Here is a 19,793-nt window from a genome sequence, read left to right on the forward strand (position 1 = left end):
CCCTTTTAGGGCCGTGCGCCGCCATTGACCACGCCATGACGCAGCACAGCCTAAACATAGGCAAGGGAGCAGAAAACCGAAACCGGAGATTTGTAAGCAAGGTTAAAACAGAGGAAGGGGAAACGGCTGGCAACCGGAGCGGCCAGCCGTGGCGAACATTATTGACCGGCGATTTTCATGTCCGGCAGTAAAACGGAGCCGCACTGAATATTGCTGCGGGTTTCGATGTCGCTGCCCACGCTGACAATATTGCGCAGCATATCCTTGAGGTTGCCGGCGATGGTGATCTCGCTGACCGGATACTGGATCTCGCCGTTTTCCACCCAGAAACCGGCGGCGCCACGCGAATAGTCACCGGTAATACCGCTAACGCCCTGGCCCATCAGTTCGGTCACCACCAGGCCCGTGCCCAGTTGCTTCAGCATGCCGGCAAAGTCATTACCCTGCCCGGCAATGCGCCAGTTGTGAATACCGCCTGCGTGTCCGGTGCTGTGCATACCGAGCTTGCGGGCCGCATAGCTGGTCAGCAGCCAGGTTTGCAGTACGCCATCTTTAACGATGTCGCGCCGTTGGGTGCGTACGCCTTCGCTGTCGAACGGCGTGGAAGCCAGGCCTTTCAGCAGGTGCGGGTGTTCTTCAATGGTCAGCCAGTCCGGCAAGATCTGCTTGCCCAAAGAATCCAGCAGGAAGGTGGATTTACGGTAAACGCTGCTGCCGCTGATGGCGCCAACCAAATGCCCGAACAGGCCGGTCGCCACCTCGGAAGCGAACAGCACCGGGGCGGTCATGGTAGACAGCTTGCGCGGTGCCAGACGCGACAGCGTGCGGCGGGCACATTCCTGACCCACCCATTCAGGGCTTTCCAGATCGCCCATCGCACGGCCGATGGTATAGGCGTAGTCGCGCTCCATATCGCCATCCTGCTCGGCAATCACGCAGCTCGACAGCGAGTGCCGGCTGGAACAGTAGCTTTGCAGCATGCCATGACTGTTGCCGAACACCTTGATGCCGTAGTGGCTGTTAAAACTGCCGCCTTCGGTATTGGTGATGCGCTTGTCAGCCGCCAGCGAAGCCTGCTCTGCGCGAGCAGCCAATTCGATACCGCGTTCGGCGTCCAATTCTGCCGGGTGGAACAGATCCAAGTCCGGTGCATCAAACGCCAACAGGTCCTTTTCCGCCGGGCCGGCGTTCGGATCTACCGAGGTGTAACGGGCAATATCCAGCGCCGCCTGCACGGTGCGGGCAATGGCATCCGGGCTGAGATCGGTGGAAGAAGCGCTGCCTTTGCGTTGCTGGTGATAGACGGTAATGCCCAACGCGCCATCGCTGTTGAACTCAACGTTCTCCACTTCGCCAAAGCGAGTGCTGACGCTGATACCGGTAGATTTGGTCACGGCAACTTCTGCCGCATCAGAACCGGCGCGCGCCAGTTCCAAAGCCTGTGAAACGGCCTGTTCCAGCGCCTTGCGCTGTTCTGCAACTTGAGTGACTACTTTCATCAATCTGCCATACTTAATCAGAAAATCGTTGAGAAAAGTGCCGTGGTGGCGTGGTTGCGCGCGGAGTCACGCGCAAAAATCATGTGATTTATACTTTTGAGTCTAACAGGAACCGCGTGGAATTTCGCATAAAGCGAGAACAGGGACACAGAATGATCGCTAAAACAGCAGGCTTATCACTCAATCACCAATTTTACTGATTTGCCTATATTGGCGAGCATGTTGATCAATGCATCAAGCGTAAATTTATCTGTTTTCCGGTTTACCACATCAGACACGCGCGGTCGTGAAGTGTGTAAATACCTTGCGGCTTCCTCTTGCCGATACCCTTCGTCCTCTATCCACGCGCTTATTTCTCCCATCAGTTGCCTTTTAAGCGCGATGATGTGTTCAATCTCTGCGTTGGATTGCTTCTGCAACTGCCGAGCCTCGTCAGGGGCAAAACCCAGGTCAGCGAACACATTGCCACCTTGTGGTGTAACATGCCTGGAATGGGTATCAATTGGCTTGATCATTTTTTCTTACCCCGCTCTTCTATCACTGCGTCATAACGCGCTTTGATAATCTGAATATCGTGCTGGCTGGTTTTCGCCGTTTTCTTCTGAAAACTGTGCAAAACATAAATAACTTCATTAAATTTAGCCACGTAAATCACTCTAAAAGCTCCTGCAAGGGCATATAAGCGAATTTCGCAAACGCCGGTGCCACACCCCTTCATCGGTTTCCAATTGCCGGGTTCTACTCCCTTTTGCACTTTGCTTAATTCAAACCCGGCCGCTCTACGTGCGTCCGCCGGAAACGCTAATAGATCCGCCAACGAGGAGCCACGCCAGTCTATGGCCTTTTCATTCTCATCATCCATGAGCCCCACCTCCATATGTATAAAATTTTATACGCACGTGGTGATAAAAACAACAAATCAAAAAATAACTGTCGGTGAATAAGGCGGATTTCTTGTCGCATCGGCAGCTATACTCAATCTGCTCTGGCGCGCAATTGGCGGGTTGCTGGACAACCTGTTAGGATTAGCCTCTTTTTAACGGAGCCTACCATGAACAAACAGCCTGAAGACTGGCTCGACGATGTCCCGGAGAACACGGACGAGGACGATGACGAGATTATCTGGGTCAGTAAAAGTGAAATTAAACGTGATGCCGAAGCCCTGAAAGACCTGGGGACCGAACTGGTCGAACTGGGTAAAAACGCGCTGGAACGCATCCCGCTGGACGAAGATTTGCGCGCCGCAGTTGAGCTGGCGCAGAAGATCAAGAAAGAAGGCCGCCGCCGTCAGCTGCAGCTGATTGGCAAAATGCTGCGCGCCCGCGATGTAGAGCCGATCCAAACCGCACTCGACAAGCTGAAGAACCGCCATAACCAACAGGTTTCGCTGTTCCACAAGCTGGAAGCGCTGCGTGACCGTCTGGTGGAAGAAGGTGATGACGCGATCCCGTCGATTCTGGCGCTGTATCCGGAAGCCGACCGCCAGCAGCTGCGCTCACTGGTGCGTAACGCACAGAAAGAGAAAGCCGCTAACAAGCCGCCGAAAGCTTACCGTCAAATTTTCCAATACCTGCGCGATCTGGCCGAAACCGCCGAATAATCGCCGCCGTCACCACGGGATGAACCCGATTCATCCCCGGTGATGTGCAGGTTCACCGCTGCTTTCACGGATATTGAAACGCAGGCTGCCTTCCAGTTCTTCTTCCGCCTCTTCAAACAACAGGATAATCGCACCAAAGCGACGTTTGCTGCGGGCATTGAGATGGGTAAACTCAATCTCGACCGGCAGGCCGATATCCGCCGTCACCACGTCCCACAGCGCGTCAAGATTGGCACCAAAAGCCTCATCCAGTGCAAACTTATGCGCAAAATCGCGGTAAAACGCCGGCAGATCGCTAATCTGATTAAAATCGAACTCTACTTTTGCCATCAAGCTCACTCCACCCGAATGAAGTTTTTATAATGGTCACGCGTGACAAAAATCAGGCCATCACTGGAATACAGCAGGCGATCGGCACCACGCCGGCCGCATTGGTAATTGATATCCGCCTCGCGCCATACCCGGCTGCGGGCCGCAGGCAGTTGTCCTTCACGGTTTGAGAAACGGTCGCCACCAATTGCCTTGCCCGGCAGCACCGAACACAGGTTGCCGTTACGTGCATCCCATCCCTGCTCGCGCGCCTGTTTTTTGGTGATGTAATAGTCCGGCAGCCGCTGATGCTGCTGCAGGTAGCTCACCACCCTTTTCTGCTGCGTCAGTTGGTCAATACTCTGGCCTTCGGCCACCGCCGGTACGTTGGTAATCGCCCGATCGTTACCACGCAGTGCGCTAAAACCGGCTATCACAATGGCGATAACTACCGCCACGAGGATCCGCTTATTCATTGCTGTCCCTGAATTATGGCCGACAAGGGTGCACCGGCACCCATGCTAGTTGGATTTATAGATGAAGAGGATGAAGCAGAGATGACTGGTATGTAACGTTTTCACTTCAGGGAAACCACGCCCCACAACCTGCAACACCCATTCAAGCTAATCATGCCATTGTGCAGCGCGTCTGGCACTCAGTGCAACTCTGAAACAGGCCTCTATCAGGCAAGTATAGCCCCGGCAGGGGCGTTTGGCGTATCAGTCGATCAACGCGTGGCGGTAGCGATGCAGCATGCCGGCCAGGCGTTTTACCGGATCGGTAACGCTGAGCGGTGCGTGATAATCCACCAGCTTTTGCTGATAGTCATTCATTTCGTCCAGCAGCCGATCGTAATAGTAAGCGCGCTTCACGTCGTTCTTGGCCGAAACCACATGATCGGCAGTGTTGCGAATCTGCTTGTGGAACGCCGAAAGTTCCTCGCTAACCGGGATCTCCGCCCGCTGCATGCGCTGATGAGCAATGATCAGATTCAGCGCCAGCCGGTATTTGGCAATGTCGTTCGGGAACATCATCAGCAGTTGGTTAAGCTGCTGATACAGCGCCGGCAGATGGTTTTGCCGACGGCGCGACGCCTTGGTGGTCAGTGCCGATACTGCGCTGCTGACAAACTGGTTCAGCAGCGTGCGGCCGGTGCGTTCACGTGAATTATCGCGGATCAGCAACAGCACCATCAACCCCACGCAGCTACCGAGGAACTGGCCAAGCGCACCGTCGAGAAACTGAGTGACGTTGAATTCCATCGGGTTACTCAACACCAAAATGTTGATGGTCCCCGCCAGCAAGCCGAGCGAACCCAGCCGCCTTTTCTGCACTTCGATACCGATGAAAAACGCCAGCAGCCCGAGGCTGAGGCACAGCAGCAAAATGCTTTGCTGGGTCGCCGGCAGGATCACCATAAAGAACAGCGAACCGACCGGGATTGCCGCCAGCATGCCCAGCACAAAATCCATTGCGACCATACGTGGCGCGGGGGTACGCATCGCCAGCGAGGTGATCACCGCAATGATCACCATAAAACCGCTGCCGGAGGTCCAACCGGTCCACAGCCACAACAGGCTGCCGAAGGTCGTCGCCACAAAGGTACGCAGACCGTTGATCATCGCGTGATGACCTTCCGCCGACGTCGGTTTGATCACCACCTCACTGCTCAGCACACTTTCTTCCACCGCACTGATGCTGCTGTTGGTGTGCACGCCTTTAGCCAATAACAGATAACGCGTGGCCGCCCCGACCCAACTGCTGATGGTCAGCAAGGTTTCGTCGGTGCGGTTGGTGGTCAGCACCTGGCGCAACAGCTTCATGCGCTTGTGAATTTCCTGCGGGGTATCCGCCGGCACCATCAGCAGTTCGCGAATATTCTCTTTCACCGCATCCGGATGATTCAGCAGGATTAAATACGTCTCGCAGGCCTGGGTAATCAGCGTCAGCGACAGCGTATGCAACGCCTGAACACGACGGTTCACCTTTTGCCAGCGTGAAGACTCCATCATCAGGTTGCTGCGCATGCCGTTCAGCGCAGTGGTGCTTTTCACCAGGTTGCTCCAGGCGCGGTCAATGTCTTCTTTCTCGGCATCGCTGATGCACATCTGCATCAGGCGGTACTGATCCACCAACAGTTGATCCACCGCGCGATCGATATCCTGCTTGATCGATCGCGGCGAGAACAACAGATCCGCCAGCACTGCGCTGACGATCCCCAGCACGATCTCGCTGCAGCGCTCAATGGCGAACTGCGGCGCTTCCAGCAGGTGGGATTCGCTGGTGGCGACCGTCACGATAATGATCAGCGCGGTATAACCGGCCAACCCCCAGGCGTAAGAATTCTCGACTTTAATCAGCGAGGACAACCAGGTACAAAAACCGGCCCAGATACAGCACAACAACAGCATCACAACGGGCGCACGCGCCGTAGTGACGATAATCGCCAGGCCGACGAAACACCCGATAAAGGTACCGATGATACGCAGCCAGCCGCGGTGGCGGATAGCGCCGGAGAAGGGTTCGCCACCGGCGGCAAAGGCCGGGCCGGCGGCCACGATGGCGGCGGTCATCGCCGACCAACGTGGCGTTTCCAGATTGAGGTGGAAGCCGACAAACAGGGCAAACACAATGGCAAAGCTGAGCTTGAAGGCAAATCTCAGCCTGATAAAGGTTGGGTTATTCATTAACCGAACTCACGCAGCCGATGCATCAAACGCACAAAAGGCGAACCGCTGTCGGTAGCGCGATCGTTCTTGCCGGTGATCACCACGGTAGCCGTGGTGCCTGCCGGGTACGGATGCAATTGGTCTTTGTCATCCAGCAGAATTTTCACCGGCACGCGCTGTGCCAGGCGCACCCACTCCAGGTTGCTGTCGATCGACGCCAGCCCTTTACTGTTCACGGTGCTGCTGCTGTTATTGACGGCGGCAGCCACGCTGTCGACGGTGCCATGCATGATACGGTTACTGCCCAACGGGGTAATTTCCGCACGATCGCCTTTGTTCAGACCATGCAGCTTGGTTTCTTCCAGATAGGCCAAAATATAGAAACTGTTTTTCTTCACCAGCGCCACAGCGACTGAACCGCGGGTAATGTACTCACCGGCATGCACGTTCAGGTTTGTGATCCAGCCATCGGCCGGTGCGCGCACCGTGGTACGTTCCAGGTCCAGCTTCGCCAGTTCACGCGTCGCTACAGCCTTCGCCAACTGATGTTCTACGGTTTGCAGAACGTTATTCGCCTGGTCTATTTCTTCCTGCGACATCGCCTGCACGCCCAAGCGAACACGACGGCCCGCCTCCCTTCTTTTTTCCGCTGCCAAGGTCTGGTAGTAGGCCACGTCGGCGTTAGCTTCCGCCAGAGCCTGCTGGTAGCGCGGCTGGTCGATCACCAACAGCACCTGCCCTTTCTTGACCAACTGGTTATCCACCAGCGGCACGTCGGTCAGCAGCCCGGTAACGTCCGGCGCTATCGCCACCACGTCGGCAGTAAACTTGGCATCACGCGTCCAGGGGGACTCGGTGTAAAACACCCAGGCTTTGAATACGGCGACGATCCCCAGCAGGACCAGAATCAGAGTGATCGCGATTCGGGTTATTTTTATTGAAAAATTTTTCACAGCGACCTCAAACGAAAAGACATGAAATCAGATAGAACAAACAGCAGTACAGCGCGGTATTGAACAGCGCTGGATGCCAGACAAAATCGTAGATCCCGGTAGGCTGCAGCAGACGGCGCAGCAAGAAAAACAGCGCCAGCGAGACCAGCAATTCAAAAAATACCGGGGGGAACGACAGTCCGAAAATGACCATAACCGGAAGCAAACTCATCAATTTTTCCTTATTACTCACTGCACCGGGCGTAACCCTTTATACCCGTCATCTTTCAAGTTGCAGCGCTGTTATCTGCACTCGCTCACCTCAGTTACTTACTAAAGTAAGCGCCTGGGGTGAGCGAGCTGGTCGCCTAGCTGCAACTTGAAAGCTATAGGGTATATTTCATTCACATTCTCTTTACATTTTAGCCGACACGCACCACAAATTCCGCCCCAGACAGGATGTCCAGGCCACGAACCTGAAAAAAAGGTAAACTCTGGAACGTACATCCGCGATAGGGAATGCGAGGATACCGGAGGGATCGGCCACGACGTCGGCGCCGATCGCACTCGCGCGTTGATAAGGTCTTTCCACCCGACCTCGTTATATTAGCGTGCTTACTATCAACTCATCAACAATCTGTGATCTAAATCACTTTTAAGCCAGAGTGAATAATGGAACGATTAAAACGGATGTCGGTATTCGCCAAAGTGGTTGAATGCGGGTCATTTACTGCGGCGGCGCGCCAACTCGATATGAGCGTTTCGTCTATCAGCCAGACCGTCTCCAAACTGGAGAATGAGCTGCAGGTTAAACTGCTTAACCGCAGCACCCGCAGCATTGGCCTGACGGAAGCCGGAAAAATCTATTACCAGGGTTGTCGTCGCATGTTGTTGGAAGTGAGCGAGGTGCACGAACAGCTGTACGCGTTTAACAATACCCCGACCGGCACGCTGCGCATTGGCAGCTCGTCCACCATGGCGCAAAACGTGCTGGCGACCATGACTGCCGATATGTTGAAGGAATATCCTGGCCTGACGGTGAACCTGGTGACCGGTATTCCGGCGCCGGACCTGATTGCTGACGGGCTGGACGTGGTGATCCGTACCGGTGCGCTTCAGGACTCCAGCCTGTTCTCCAAACGTCTGGGATCCATGCCGATGGTGGTCTGCGCCGCCAAAAGCTATCTCAGCCAGCACGGTACGCCGCAGAAGCCCAGCGACATGGTCAACTTTTCCTGGCTGGAATACAGCGTGCGGCCGGATAGCGAATTCGAACTCATCGCCCCTGAAGGCATCTGCACGCGTATTGCGCCGCAGGGACGTTTTATCACCAATGATTCACAGACCATGATCCGCTGGCTGAAAGCCGGGGCCGGTATCGCCTATGCGCCGCTGATGTGGGTGATCGAAGAGATCAAACGTGGTGAGATCGAGATCCTGTTTAAAAGCTATCATGCAGATCCTCGCCCGGTGTACGCGGTGTACACCGAGAAAGATAAGCTGCCGCTCAAGGTGCAGGTGTGCATCAACTACCTGAGCGATTACTTCAAGCGCGTGGCGGAAGTTTATCAGGAGTATCGCTGAGCAAAATACGGCGTGCCAACGCGGCAAGCAACAGCAAGGCCAGCATGCCCAGCCCCCAAACCAGCCAGACAAGGTACCCAGCCCAGGTGATCAACTGCGGGAAATAACTCGCCAGCCAATCCCCCAGTTGCTGCAACAACGGTAACCAGCTTTCCAACAGCGCCTGCGGCACCAGGCTAAGCAACCCCGCCAACGGGGGCGCCAGCTCCGCAGAACCTCTTTGTGCCAGCCCCGTCAACGACGGCAGCCAGGCCAACACGCCGGAAGCTCCCCAGGCCAGCAGCGTCCATAACGCCATGGCCGCCAACAGGACGACCAGACTCCATCCTGATTTGGTCATGGTTGCCCTCCGCTGACCGCCGTACCACATTGCTGGCAGAAACGGCTCCCCGGCGGCAGCCGCGCCGTACACCCGCGGCAGGACGCTGACTCCGTTTCGAAAGGTTGGCCGCAGCGGTGGCAGTAACGGGCACCGGGCCGGTTAGGCGCCTGACATTGCAGGCATTGCGGGCCCTGATCGCCATGCTGGTTATAACGGTTACCATGGTGTCCGCCCCCGTGCCGCGAACGTGAGTGGCCACCACCAAAGCCACCTTGTCCCAAAAGCTTTTTCAACATGCTCATCGCTCTTCACCTCTTTGCTGTACGCCAGGACTCAATGTAAACCCTGGAGTAAACTCCAGGGTAAAGCGCTGCGAGAGGGATTTACGTTTAATTACATCCTAAGATCAGCAACGCTTTGATGTGGCTAGCAAAAAGCATCATCTGTCATTACCTGGCCTGCTGCCGGTGCGCTATGCTGCGGAGACCTCTCACTGCATCAGGAATAAAAATGAAAAAAATCATACTGGACTGCGATCCGGGGCATGACGATGCTATCGCCATGCTGCTGGCCTGGGGCAATCCGCAGATCGAGCTGCTGGCCGTCACCACCGTGGTGGGCAATCAAACGCTGGATAAGGTGACCCGCAACGCGCTGGCTGTTGCACGTATCGCCAATATTACCGGCGTGCCCTTCGCCGCCGGCTGCACACGGCCGCTGGTGCGGCAAATCGAGGTTGCGCCCGATATTCACGGCGAGTCCGGCCTGGACGGCCCGGTTTTACCTGAGCCAACGCTGACGCTGGAAACGCGACACGCGGTAGATTTGATTATCGACACCATCATGGCCCATCCGCCAGGCAGCGTGACGCTGGTCCCCACCGGCGGCCTGACCAATATCGCCATGGCAGTTCGTAAAGAACCACGGATTGCCGAACGTGTGAAGGAAGTGGTGCTGATGGGGGGTGGCTACCACGTGGGTAACTGGAGTGCAGTAGCGGAATTCAATATCAAGATTGATCCGGAAGCCGCGCACATCGTTTTTAATGAGAAATGGCCGCTGACCATGGTCGGGCTGGATCTGACCCATCAGGCGCTCGCCACCCCAGAGGTGTGTGCACTCATTGCCGCCATCCACACCGGACCAGCCAGGTTTGTCGGCGAATTGCTCGAGTTCTTTGGCAAAATGTACCAGCAGGCGCAGGGGTTCAGTGCACCGCCGGTGCACGATCCCTGTGCGGTGGCTTACGTTATTGCCCCCGATGTGATGACGGTGCGAAAAGTCCCGGTAGATATCGAACTCACCGGCACCCTGACACTGGGCATGACGGTAGCCGATTTCCGCACAGCACCACCGCCCGACTGCCATACGCAGGTAGCAGTAACGCTGGATCAGGATAAATTCTGGGGTTTGGTGGTGGATGCTCTAGAGAGGATTGGGGACGTGAAAATTTAATAAACGGTTAACAAGCCGGGCATTACCGATGCCGAACAACTGGAGCTCACCGCCGCCCCCGGTGTTATTCGGTTGCAGTGGCGGGAGGACGAAGTTTTAGGGTATCGATGTAAAAATCCCGGCCAGTTGGCCGGGAATTCTTAAAACTCGGAATGGTAAATAATATTATAACTATCTCCAAGCTCTTCCTGAAGAAGAAGAGCCAGTTTATAACCATCATCAATAAATTGTTTCTCTTCATTTTCATTTTTGAAACCAGACGATACAGGATCATCCATATTAAGTATGGCATCATACCGTTCAGCCCATCTTCTGAGACTGCGTTTTAACTCCGATGATATCGGCAGCTCTTCAGGAGATATATCACCCAAGTCTTCCGGAGTTGTCCCCCATAATGGGTGACAATGATAATCAGCCATCAATTTTATAGTCTTCACTTGACTGAACCTCGCAAGTTAGCACCTACAATAAATCCGTTATTGCCTACAGTAACGGCTATATTGTACTTCTTACCATTTATCATAGTTTCATATATTGGCTATTGGCCGACCAGTACCAGTCCCTTGATAACCAACTATTTTACCATCAGTGACGGCCTTCATTACCACATCAGGAATACGCGCCTCTGATACACCTATTTGTGAAAATTGATCGCCATGTTCTTTGACAATATGTTGTAGTCCTGCTTTAGAATTACCCTTTTCAAGGAAAATAATTTTTCCACTACTATCTTTTCCTGCTCCAACAACATTTTCAGGTGTAAATTTAATACCTTGAGTCGTCATTTCTTTAAATAAAGATTTTGTCACAACGGTATTTTTAGCTATCGAAACAAGATCTTTACCTAACATCCCCAAAGATGCTACCGCTGCTTGATTTTCCGGGTCAGATGCGAACGCTGCAAACTTCGTCCAGCCAGGGCTGTTTACATCAATATTCGCCAGATCTTGAGAGTTCCACTGCTGAACATAGGCTTTCGCTTCCTCGCTGGCCATTGCATCTACACCCGGCAATTTCCCCACCCAGCCCGGACGATCTGCCATCTCCAACCCTCCTTGAACCAGCTCTTTATCAATCACCTGGGCCTCTAGAGGATTGTCATTCAGCTTGCTGTCCAAAGCGGCACTCAGCACGTCTTTAGCGCTTAAGAAGTTATTCTCCACCGCATTCTTACCGGCCTGCGAAGCCGTTACTGCTCCTGCCGTACTGTCTGAAGCTATCCCCCCTGCCAATCCTGCGGCCAGTTGGCTCAAAGCACTCACATCTTGCTGCTGGTTGGCCCCATCGCGAATAACCACGCTACCGCCCGACACCGCAGCCTTGGTCGTGCCTTCTGCATGCCTTTTAGAACGGCAATCTGATCATCGACGATAACTGGCTCACCGAGTACGGAATTACCAACCCGAAACCTCTGAAGATCACCGCCGCACCCGGTCTTATTCGGTTGCAGTGGCGGGAGGACGAAGTTTTTAGGGTATCGATGTAAAAATCCCGGCCGGTTGGCCGGGATTTTTGAGTATTATTAAAAATATATTATTACCTTGATGATTCAATGTCGTCAGGGTAAACAGTCAAAACATCTAATGTATCGCCTTCACTATCAACGAACTCTACTTCATAAGCTAAAGTAGGTTCTTGATATATCATAACAACTGCCCCACTACATCCTTCGAGTACAGTGTCAGACAAGTCTTTTTTTGCTTTAACAACATCGTATTCTTTAATCATAAAGTAAATACCAAAATATTTATTTCTTAGCTGGAATAGCTGTTACGAGCCTAACCACGCCATCATTATTCTCGATCCAACCAAATTTAACGTTAATTGCTCTACCATTCTTACCAGTTATTGGTATTAGCTGATCATATTTAGTACCGAACTGCGTTTCTGCTGTTTTAACAGCTTTACTGGAGTCAAAAACGATTTGTTTCGCAAGCTCGTTTAAGTTTGTTTTGTTAAAACCAAGAGCACTATCGAACCATTCCGCCTTGCTTCCTCCGATAGGATGTTGTTTATCCAACAGATAGTTAGCTAACTTTTGATCAACACTAACTTGTGTTTCTACTCTATTTGTAATCGAATTTATGGCGCTGCCATTTCCAACATTCTTAGCAGCATTAGCCGCCACAGCTTCAGCTTTCGCCGCCGTTACCTCTGTCTTACCAATACCTACCGCACCGCCAGCGCCAACACCGCCCGGTACGATAGCTTCCGACATCTGGATACCGGCATTATTCAGGCACAGCACCATATTACCCGCACAAGCCTGTATCGCTGCTTTCGCTGCCGCTGCTATTTCAGGCGTGGCCGCTGTCAGTAAACCACCGCCAACGCCTGCAGCGCGCCCGTTACCGCCTGCGCGGCCCGTTGCATATCGCTGCCGGTGCCGTATTTCTGCATCTCAGCCTGATATTCCGGCGTTTTACGCAACGCTGTCGCATCCAGCCCCGGATGCTTGTCCTTTGCCTTCTGCAAGCCATTGATATCACCCTGGGTGCGGACAATATCCATCGTCTGCCCGGCGATTTCGTCGATCAGCTGCGCCTGCTTCCGCCGGTTCTGCTCTTTCTCCTTGTCGAAGATCGGCCCAATACTGCTGGTTGGCCCGATCGCGAATAACCACGCTACCGCCCGACACCGCAGCCTTGGTCGTGCCTTCTGCATGCCTTTTAGAACGGCAATCTGATCATCGACGATAACTGGCTCACCGAGTACGGCATCACCAACCCGAAACCTCTGAAGATCAGTGATCCGGTTGCAGCGGCGGGAAGAAGAAGTTTTTAGGGCTTAGAAGCAGTAGCCCCGGCCTTGGCCGGGGCTACGTTTTTTTATTTATGTGGATAGTTATAATGCTCAGGAACCTGATAGTTTTCTGGTATATCAGGCCAGACTGATACTTTTAATAACATATCGGTATCATCTTTGATATCCTCAAAAAAACCAGATAAGCGTATTGAGTAAACTCTTATATAGACCAGCGCAGCCTGAACGGTAAGTTCATCACCAGCAGATTTGGCATTTCTTAATAGCATCACTGCGTCATTAAGCTTATGTAAATACTGACAAAAAACCTCATCAATGTCTGATTTTTCATCTATGAGCAATTCATCTTCGACCTCAGAAGACAAGCACTCCATCATCTGTACATAGCTATCTTTAATATCGTTGAAGAAAGTAGTTTTTGTCATTTTGGTAAAGTTCTCCCTTCTGCGGAAGCTTTTTTAGTTTTATCAATATTAATACTGCCATCCAGATTCAGCACATGAACAAACTTGTTTCTTTTATCAAAGACCTCAAGATGATTTTTATGCTCACCATCCAGATAAAACTGGTCCCCCTTCCGAATATTTTCACTAACATCTGATGAAGCTTTATAAACTGTTTGGCCTTGATATATTTTACTTGTTTTCTGTGAGTTGCCTTTAGTTGCTTCACCAAAACCAGCTTGCTTGAAGAACTCGCCCATGTTCCCTACAGCACCTTTATTCGGTTCATAAGGCTGTTTACCGGCTTTACCTATAACCCCAAGCGCCGCCAAGGCCTTACCACCAACCGCAGCACCCAGCCCTATCGCTTCTACCGCTTCCTTACCGTTCAGCGCCACCTTCACATAGTCCGGCATCGCCTGGTAAATCGCTCTGGCGCTATCTTCATTCTCTGCCAGCACGAACCGGTCAAGCTGCGCCAGGTCGTCACTGCTCAGATTAGAGAATACTGGCAGACGTTTCAGGCTGTTGGCAATATCCGAACCTGCACCGGCCTCTGACAACGCTCCGTTTGCACAGAACGGATTCCCGGAACAACCTTCCGCTACCGCTTCTTCTCTGTTTTTCTTGCTGACCTCAGCATATTTCTCGTAAATATCCTGTTTGTCAGCACCGGTTTTATCAGCGGCCTCAAGCTCTTTGTGCAGATTCAGCACGTCTTTAGCGCTTAAGAAGTTATTCTCCACCGCATTCTTACCGGCCTGCGAAGCCGCTACCGCCCCTGCCGTACTGTCTGAAGCTATCCCCCCTGCCAGTCCTGCGGCCAACTGGCTCAAAGCACTGACCTCCTGCTTCTCACCTTCTGTCAGACTGCTTATGTCACGGCCCGGGAACCTTATCTCAACTATCACCCGCGCAGCCAGCTCGCCACCGCCCGCACCCACCGCACCGGCTACCGCAGACTGGTTGTTCAGTTGCGCAGTTATCGCCCCCAGTAACGCATGCGCCATTGCGTTCGCTGCCACGTTATTTTCACCGACCCGCGCCTTGATTTCTCTCGCCAGATACGGTGCCGCTCCGCTCGCCAAAGCGCCGGCCAGATTGTTCCCCGCCAACGCCTGCAGCGCGCCCGTTACCGCCTGCGCGGCCCGTTGCATATCGCTGCCGGTGCCGTATTTCTGCATCTCGGCCTTATATTCCGGCGTTTTACGCAACGCTGTCGCATCCAGCCCCGGATGCTTGTCCTTTGCCTTCTGCAAGCCATTGATATCACCCTGGGTGCGGACAATATCCATCGTCTGCCCGGCGATTTCGCCGATCAGCTGCGCCTGCTTCAGCCGGTTCTGCTCTTTCTCCTTGTCGAAGATCGGCCCGATACTGCCATTAGCGTTATCCGTATCCCGGCTCAACGCATTCACATCTTGCTGCTGGTTGGCCCCATCGCGAATAACCACGCTACCGCCCGACACCGCAGCCTTGGTCGTGCCTTCTGCATGCCCTTTATTGCCCGCGCCGGAAAGGGCCGCGCCCGCCAGATTGGTCAGCAGATCTGACCCCACCGGGCCGCCGCTGCTGATGCTGCCCCCTTGATGCTCGGCCTTGAAATCCGCCTGATTATGGATATCACTGAAGCCCAGGGTGCCGGTATCAAGACGGTTTTTCTCTGGCGCGGCAGTACTGGCGATGACCGCGCCGTCCAACTGCGTATGCTGGTTAACCTTAATATCATAGCCGCCCTTGCCGGCAAATATACCCGTTTGTTCCTGCACGCTGTCATAATTGCTGTGCAATTTGTCACGGCTCATACTCAGACTCGCCGAGCCGCCAGCACCGAAGATAGCCACACTGACACCACCACTGACGCTGCTTTGTTTGGCGTCATAGTTGTCGCTATCCTGCTGGCTTTGCATTATCAGGTTACCGGCGGTATCCACCTCCACCCTTTCGCCACTGATTTGTGCCCCTGACAAAAGGGTATCCCGGGTACTGCGCATTGACATCACGCCACCGGTGTCTATCGTCGTCTCAGTCCAAAACGTTCCATCACCATGCTCACTGCCCTGGCTTTTGTTGGCATTGGCGAAGACGCTCAATCCCGTCTGTTTTCCCACACCAATGCTGACGCCGATATTGCCGCCGCTGCTCTTGTTACTTCCTTCGGTCTTCTGAGTATTGGCTGCGCCCAACAGCAAGATGTCACGCTCGGCGGCCAGGGTGGTGTTGCCCGCCACTTTAAACTGACTGCCGACAACGACAATGTCACCGCTGTCAGCAGTATTGCCCTTGCCGGTTGCAGTCACCTGCATATTATTACCGGCACTGAATGTTGAACCGGCGATGCTCGTTTGTTCCTGATGCTGTTTCGACGACGATTTCTGGCCGCCAAGAGAAATACTGATCCCCACCATGCTGCCTTCTTCAGTATCGGTATCGCCGACTTTTGCCAGTCGACCCGCCTGAGCGGCCTGCACGCCGGATAATGCCGCTTTAGCCCCCTGCAAGGCAGCCAGTCGACCGTCGGTCTCCTGCTTTGCCTGTTGAGCCGTTGTCACCGCACTATTAATCGCACTGCCCACCGTACCGGACAGCGCCAGACTCAGGCCACTCTGTTTCTGTTCGAAGGCTTCGTCACGACGACGAACATCCTTACCCGGGTCGATATGGACGCTATCCCCCGTCACCGACAGGTTCTTATCCGCAATCACATCTGCGCCACTGATATGCACCTTGCCGCGCGCTTCGATATCCACGCTGCCGCCGGTCGAACCTATGGTGCTGACGCTCTGGCTTTGGGTAGTGCCATCTTCGTTCAATTGATGACGAGAAGATTTACTGCCGATGGTCACGCCGATGCCGCCGCCGCTGAACACGCCGCTGGTTTTTTTCTCGTTCAGAAGGTAAAGGGATTGCTCCTCGGTGGCGGCAAAAATATCGATGTTATTATCGGCCTTTAATGTGACCTGGCCGTCCCCCACTACCGTCGAGCCCCGTACTGTCAGGTCGTTACCGGCGTTGAGTAAAACGTTGTCGCCACTCAGTACCGTTCCTTTCTCATGGGTCGCGTAGTCCTCCTCCACCGTATGGGTGGTGGTTTTGGACATAAATCCTTTTTTGACCTTAGTCTCTTCGAAGAAGCTGTAGTCCCTTTCAGCTACGCTGTCCACCACGATATTACGGTCGGCGTTAACCACCAAATCTCCACTTACCTGTGCCTGCGTACCCTCGAAGATGGCATCCTGGCCAGCATCAACGCGCAAACTGCCGCCGGCGATTTCGGTGACCTGTTGGCGTATGGACTCCTTCACCCGCTGCTGGCCGCCGCCGTGGCTTGCCTGATACTCCCGGTTTTCCACGCTGTTAAGATTTACGTCTCGCTTGCCACTCAGAAGGATGTCGCCGTCGCCCACCAACACCGCCCCCTGCGAGTTCAAATCACGCTCGGCATGTAGCGTCATATTCCCACTACTGGTGATGATGCTGCGATCGGCACCGCTGCTGATGCGCTCGCTATTACTGGTTTTATCAATGGATTCCGTGCGATTGACAAGCAGGTTGATATCACCCGTCGCCTGCAGATTCATCGTGCCATCAGAGGCGATCCTCGCGCCGATAACATCGATATTTTTGTCGGCACGCATGATCAACGCATCTTCTGCGCTGATGACAGCAGTATCGCCAACTTCTGTACGCGACAGGGACAACGTCTGGCCGCCCTGAGTCCCTGTGGCATCCCACTGGCGAGCCTGAGTTTTATTGATAATGCTGCCATCCAGACTTTCAATCGCGACCCGCTTGCCGCTGATGGTCGAGCCGATATTGCTGATATCGCCAATGGCGCTGAGCTGCAAATTGCCGTCGGCGTCGAACAGCCCCTGGTTAAGGTTGCTGATACCCGTTTTACTATTAACGTTGAGCCGTTCACCACCTTGTAGCGAGCTGCCGTCATTACGGATACTGCCGCCGTTCAGGTTAACGATATTGCCGGTGATCACGCTGCCATTGAGCTGGGCTGCGTCACCTTTGGCCAAATAGAGTTTTGGCGCCAACACCGTCTGGCCGTTAATCGTTACCTTCTCCCACCAGACGATGCTTTTATCCAACTGCGCAACCTGGCCCGGCGTCAGGCTAACGCCAAACTGCAAGTTCAGGCCGCTCTGCGCTTGTGCGGCGTTGTCGATCAACTGCTGCATCTGCGCCAAATCGGAGCCGATACCGTTGAGATAGCGCTTGCCGGTCTGGCTGAGCATGGCGTTGCTGATATAGCGGGTATCGAACGCCGCATCCCCCAGGAACCGATAGTCGTAGTCCGGATTAAGTCGCAGCCGATCGAGGAAGTAGGCCGAACCGATAAACTGTTTTTCATCGGTAAAACGGCGGTCGTTTTCACGCGGAGCGGCACCCGGCTGTTGGCCCAGCATGGCGTAGAGATCGTTGAACAGGCTGTTATCCAACTGCCCCAGGCCGTCCAGTTTCGGGTTGGTGGTGATCAGGTATGGGCTATCGGGATCCGCGCTGACGACAAAACGGCCGCTATCCCCGCCCGGCAGTGGGTAGTCCGCCAAGGCTACGGCGTTATTACCCAGCGAGCCTAGGGCCGCCTGCAGGTTGTCTTTCCACTCCGCTGAACCGAAGGCAACGCTCTGATCCGCCGCCAGATCCTGCTGTTGAACACCGCTGATAGCCTCCGGCTGCTGCAGGCTGTCCAACGTTGGTCTAGCCAGGGTATGGCTCAGGCTGCCGGCGTTCGGTGTCACCATGCTGTTGCTGATATCGTCGGTAAAATGGACGTTAACGGCACCACCGGCCTGGATCACGCTGCGATAAACAGCGGTGTTTTCGTTCTGGTACTCTGGCTGTCCGGTTAAGCGGTACTGAATGGGGGTATTGACGTTATCACGGATGTAATTGCCGCTCTTTTTGAAGTCAGCCAACGAGCGGTGCTTGTCGAAATCATACTGTGCGATTTCGCCGTCATAACGGTAATTCAGGTATTTATTCTGACTTCCTGCCTGGGTGCTCTCATTATTCAGCGAGCCGCCACTCAGCGAAATATCACCATTGGCCAGCATGTCGCTGGCAATATTGTCAAAACGCGTAATGGTGCCGACAATGTCCTTTCCTGCGGCAATTCGCCCAGCGCCCCCGTTCGCAGTGACGGTTACGCTGGATGATTCAACCAGGATCTTTTTATCAATGGCAGGCGCTTTAGGCGCTAAATAATAGTAATCATCAACGGAACCGTTGCCATGCCCCATGCTGCCGCCGGTGCGCACCGTTTTGATGTAATAACCGAGCTCGCTTTCAGCCAAATCCCCCAGTTTCATATTGACCAGCGTCTGACCATTCCACAGCGGATCTTTCGCCGTCGTCTGCTTTTCGGTGCTCACCGACCAGCCATCACGCTGATTGAGCAAATGCGCGGTGTTGATCTGAATATTGCCATTTTCGGTCTCGATGGTGCCGGAGGTGTTGACGATCTCACTGTTGGCATTGCCGGCCGCGTCTTTTTGCATCCACAGGTTGTTGCCCGCCAGGACGTCGCCACGCTGGTTAGTGATACGTTCCGCCAACAGTTGCACATCGCCACCGCCGTACAACATGCCGATGTTGAGCAGATGGTTAGCCGCGCTCAGCAGCAAATTGCCGGCGGTACCGATAAACCCGTTATTATTGATGTCGCCACGGCTCAGCAACTGTACCCAGCCACCCGACTGCAGACTGGCGGTGCTGGTTTGCGTGATGCCGGCGGCTTCGATCCGCACGTCGCCGCTTCCGCCGCGCAGGGTACCGGCATGGGTCAGTTGGCCAGCGCTACGCACATCGATGCTCTGGCCCTGGAGGGTACCCAGCAGCACAACATCGCCGTCGCTGCTCAGGGTCAGCTTTTTACCTGCCGCCAAAGTGCCATTCTGGGTGAAGGCTTCCTTTAACGTCAGCGTAATATTGCCCAGCGCCACCAGTTGACCGTACTGATTCAGCAGGCTGCTCACCAATGTCGCATCGCCACCGCTGAACAGCTTTCCGTTCTGGTGGTTATCAATCTGCCGCGCGTTAACGCTCATCTGGCTTGTCGCCAATAGCGTGCCGGTATTATCCAGGCTGCCTGTCTGCAGCGTTAAATTGCCGCCCTGCAGGGTTCCCATATTATTCAGAACATCGAGCGTAAACCGGGTATCGCCGATACCGCTCAATGTGCCGCTGTTATCCAACCGGGTGC

General features: G+C 54.0%; 19 protein-coding genes and 1 pseudogene. 3 read left to right on the forward strand and 17 right to left on the reverse strand.

The window, feature by feature from the left end; genetic code table 11:
- Nucleotides 1-158: 158 nt before the first annotated feature.
- From pmbA to AC1RKC_RS11490, 3 genes are all read right to left on the reverse strand, one after another.
- Nucleotides 159-1,499, reverse strand: a complete 1,341-nt coding sequence (gene pmbA, locus AC1RKC_RS11480) for a metalloprotease PmbA (RefSeq protein WP_020831900.1) — start codon at nucleotides 1,497-1,499, stop codon at nucleotides 159-161.
- 176 nt (nucleotides 1,500-1,675) lie between these two features.
- Nucleotides 1,676-2,014 (reverse strand): helix-turn-helix domain-containing protein, encoded by a 339-nt coding sequence (locus tag AC1RKC_RS11485; RefSeq protein ID WP_261136036.1) that lies wholly within the window; start codon nucleotides 2,012-2,014, stop codon nucleotides 1,676-1,678.
- A complete protein-coding gene (locus AC1RKC_RS11490) occupies nucleotides 2,011-2,361 on the reverse strand; it encodes a type II toxin-antitoxin system RelE/ParE family toxin (protein ID WP_122080305.1) in 351 nt (116 codons plus the stop codon). Before AC1RKC_RS11490 ends, AC1RKC_RS11485 begins: the two co-directional genes overlap by 4 nt.
- 189 nt (nucleotides 2,362-2,550) lie before the next feature.
- On the opposite strand from AC1RKC_RS11490, the gene yjgA reads away from it, so the two are divergent.
- Entirely contained in the window at nucleotides 2,551-3,099 is a 549-nt protein-coding gene (yjgA, locus tag AC1RKC_RS11495) for a ribosome biogenesis factor YjgA (protein WP_020831901.1), read from the forward strand.
- Between the two features lie 30 nt (nucleotides 3,100-3,129).
- On the opposite strand, the gene AC1RKC_RS11500 is transcribed toward yjgA, so the two are convergent.
- The 5 genes from AC1RKC_RS11500 to aaeX all read right to left on the reverse strand — a co-directional run bounded on the left by AC1RKC_RS11500 (nucleotide 3,130) and on the right by aaeX (nucleotide 7,241).
- On the reverse strand, nucleotides 3,130-3,429 hold the full coding sequence (locus AC1RKC_RS11500) for a barstar family protein (protein ID WP_020831902.1): 300 nt from the start codon (nucleotides 3,427-3,429) through the stop codon (nucleotides 3,130-3,132).
- A gap of 5 nt (nucleotides 3,430-3,434) precedes the next feature.
- Nucleotides 3,435-3,884: a ribonuclease gene (locus tag AC1RKC_RS11505; protein ID WP_020831903.1), complete on the reverse strand. Its 450-nt coding sequence runs from the start codon at nucleotides 3,882-3,884 to the stop codon at nucleotides 3,435-3,437.
- A 243-nt stretch (nucleotides 3,885-4,127) separates the two neighbouring features.
- Nucleotides 4,128-6,095 carry a p-hydroxybenzoic acid efflux pump subunit AaeB gene (aaeB, locus tag AC1RKC_RS11510; protein ID WP_020831904.1) on the reverse strand — a complete coding sequence of 656 codons (1,968 nt, stop codon included), beginning with the start codon at nucleotides 6,093-6,095 and terminating at the stop codon, nucleotides 4,128-4,130.
- Entirely contained in the window at nucleotides 6,095-7,030 is a 936-nt protein-coding gene (gene aaeA, locus AC1RKC_RS11515; protein WP_020831905.1) for a p-hydroxybenzoic acid efflux pump subunit AaeA, read from the reverse strand. Before aaeA ends, aaeB begins: the two co-directional genes overlap by 1 nt.
- 7 nt (nucleotides 7,031-7,037) lie before the next feature.
- Complete coding sequence (gene aaeX / locus AC1RKC_RS11520) at nucleotides 7,038-7,241, reverse strand: p-hydroxybenzoic acid efflux pump operon protein AaeX (RefSeq protein ID WP_004936952.1); 204 nt, start codon at nucleotides 7,239-7,241, stop codon at nucleotides 7,038-7,040.
- A 440-nt stretch (nucleotides 7,242-7,681) separates the two neighbouring features.
- Between aaeX and aaeR the strand changes: the two genes are divergently transcribed.
- Nucleotides 7,682-8,593, forward strand: a complete 912-nt coding sequence (aaeR, locus tag AC1RKC_RS11525) for an HTH-type transcriptional activator AaeR (RefSeq protein ID WP_048759905.1) — start codon at nucleotides 7,682-7,684, stop codon at nucleotides 8,591-8,593.
- Here aaeR and AC1RKC_RS11530 read toward each other — a convergent pair.
- Entirely contained in the window at nucleotides 8,556-8,933 is a 378-nt protein-coding gene (locus AC1RKC_RS11530; protein ID WP_258090348.1) for a hypothetical protein, read from the reverse strand. The genes aaeR and AC1RKC_RS11530 overlap by 38 nt on opposite strands.
- Nucleotides 8,930-9,217 carry a zinc ribbon domain-containing protein gene (locus AC1RKC_RS11535; protein WP_071888887.1) on the reverse strand — a complete coding sequence of 96 codons (288 nt, stop codon included), beginning with the start codon at nucleotides 9,215-9,217 and terminating at the stop codon, nucleotides 8,930-8,932. The genes AC1RKC_RS11530 and AC1RKC_RS11535 overlap by 4 nt, the downstream gene beginning before the upstream one ends.
- A 208-nt stretch (nucleotides 9,218-9,425) precedes the next feature.
- Here AC1RKC_RS11535 and uriH point away from each other — a divergent pair, with 208 nt between their 5' ends.
- Complete coding sequence (gene uriH / locus AC1RKC_RS11540) at nucleotides 9,426-10,370, forward strand: uridine-preferring nucleoside hydrolase UriH (protein WP_493092479.1); 945 nt, start codon at nucleotides 9,426-9,428, stop codon at nucleotides 10,368-10,370.
- Between the two features lie 140 nt (nucleotides 10,371-10,510).
- Here the strand turns inward: uriH and AC1RKC_RS11545 are convergent, their stop codons facing one another.
- The 7 genes and pseudogenes from AC1RKC_RS11545 to AC1RKC_RS11575 all read right to left on the reverse strand — a co-directional run bounded on the left by AC1RKC_RS11545 (nucleotide 10,511) and on the right by AC1RKC_RS11575 (nucleotide 19,785).
- A complete protein-coding gene (locus AC1RKC_RS11545) occupies nucleotides 10,511-10,807 on the reverse strand; it encodes an immunity protein CdiI family protein (RefSeq protein ID WP_493092480.1) in 297 nt (98 codons plus the stop codon).
- 384 nt (nucleotides 10,808-11,191) lie between these two features.
- Nucleotides 11,192-11,644: pseudogene (locus AC1RKC_RS11550) on the reverse strand (VENN motif pre-toxin domain-containing protein); the annotation flags it as partial.
- 262 nt (nucleotides 11,645-11,906) lie between these two features.
- On the reverse strand, nucleotides 11,907-12,098 hold the full coding sequence (locus AC1RKC_RS11555; protein ID WP_071888886.1) for a DUF4926 domain-containing protein: 192 nt from the start codon (nucleotides 12,096-12,098) through the stop codon (nucleotides 11,907-11,909).
- Nucleotides 12,099-12,117: 19 nt separating this feature from the next.
- The gene (locus tag AC1RKC_RS11560) at nucleotides 12,118-12,588 is read right to left on the reverse strand and encodes a DUF6883 domain-containing protein (RefSeq protein ID WP_493092481.1); all 471 of its coding nucleotides are present in this window, start codon (nucleotides 12,586-12,588) and stop codon (nucleotides 12,118-12,120) included.
- A gap of 95 nt (nucleotides 12,589-12,683) precedes the next feature.
- The gene (locus AC1RKC_RS11565) at nucleotides 12,684-13,034 is read right to left on the reverse strand and encodes a hypothetical protein (protein WP_493092482.1); all 351 of its coding nucleotides are present in this window, start codon (nucleotides 13,032-13,034) and stop codon (nucleotides 12,684-12,686) included.
- Between the two features lie 164 nt (nucleotides 13,035-13,198).
- Entirely contained in the window at nucleotides 13,199-13,558 is a 360-nt protein-coding gene (locus AC1RKC_RS11570; protein WP_493092483.1) for a hypothetical protein, read from the reverse strand.
- Entirely contained in the window at nucleotides 13,555-19,785 is a 6,231-nt protein-coding gene (locus AC1RKC_RS11575) for a hemagglutinin repeat-containing protein (protein ID WP_493137995.1), read from the reverse strand. Before AC1RKC_RS11575 ends, AC1RKC_RS11570 begins: the two co-directional genes overlap by 4 nt.
- Between the last annotated feature and the right edge of the window lie 8 nt (nucleotides 19,786-19,793).

Source organism: Serratia sp. GW822-FHT06E05 (assembly GCF_058799445.1).

Excerpts from the sequence above, each read along its gene's own strand:
- AC1RKC_RS11565 (WP_493092482.1), bottom strand. The coding sequence starts at position 13,034 with ATGCAGAAGGCACGACCAAGGCTGCGGTGTCGGGCGGTAGCGTGGTTA.
- uriH (WP_493092479.1), top strand. The coding sequence starts at position 9,426 with ATGAAAAAAATCATACTGGACTGCGATCCGGGGCATGACGATGCTATC.
- aaeB (WP_020831904.1), bottom strand. The coding sequence starts at position 6,095 with ATGAATAACCCAACCTTTATCAGGCTGAGATTTGCCTTCAAGCTCAGC.
- AC1RKC_RS11500 (WP_020831902.1), bottom strand. The coding sequence starts at position 3,429 with ATGGCAAAAGTAGAGTTCGATTTTAATCAGATTAGCGATCTGCCGGCG.
- AC1RKC_RS11490 (WP_122080305.1), bottom strand. The coding sequence starts at position 2,361 with ATGGATGATGAGAATGAAAAGGCCATAGACTGGCGTGGCTCCTCGTTG.
- AC1RKC_RS11505 (WP_020831903.1), bottom strand. The coding sequence starts at position 3,884 with ATGAATAAGCGGATCCTCGTGGCGGTAGTTATCGCCATTGTGATAGCC.
- aaeR (WP_048759905.1), top strand. The coding sequence starts at position 7,682 with ATGGAACGATTAAAACGGATGTCGGTATTCGCCAAAGTGGTTGAATGC.
- AC1RKC_RS11530 (WP_258090348.1), bottom strand. The coding sequence starts at position 8,933 with ATGACCAAATCAGGATGGAGTCTGGTCGTCCTGTTGGCGGCCATGGCG.
- AC1RKC_RS11570 (WP_493092483.1), bottom strand. The coding sequence starts at position 13,558 with ATGACAAAAACTACTTTCTTCAACGATATTAAAGATAGCTATGTACAG.
- AC1RKC_RS11535 (WP_071888887.1), bottom strand. The coding sequence starts at position 9,217 with ATGAGCATGTTGAAAAAGCTTTTGGGACAAGGTGGCTTTGGTGGTGGC.
- aaeX (WP_004936952.1), bottom strand. The coding sequence starts at position 7,241 with ATGAGTTTGCTTCCGGTTATGGTCATTTTCGGACTGTCGTTCCCCCCG.
- pmbA (WP_020831900.1), bottom strand. The coding sequence starts at position 1,499 with ATGAAAGTAGTCACTCAAGTTGCAGAACAGCGCAAGGCGCTGGAACAG.
- AC1RKC_RS11555 (WP_071888886.1), bottom strand. The coding sequence starts at position 12,098 with ATGATTAAAGAATACGATGTTGTTAAAGCAAAAAAAGACTTGTCTGAC.
- AC1RKC_RS11560 (WP_493092481.1), bottom strand. The coding sequence starts at position 12,588 with ATGTCGGAAGCTATCGTACCGGGCGGTGTTGGCGCTGGCGGTGCGGTA.
- yjgA (WP_020831901.1), top strand. The coding sequence starts at position 2,551 with ATGAACAAACAGCCTGAAGACTGGCTCGACGATGTCCCGGAGAACACG.
- AC1RKC_RS11485 (WP_261136036.1), bottom strand. The coding sequence starts at position 2,014 with ATGATCAAGCCAATTGATACCCATTCCAGGCATGTTACACCACAAGGT.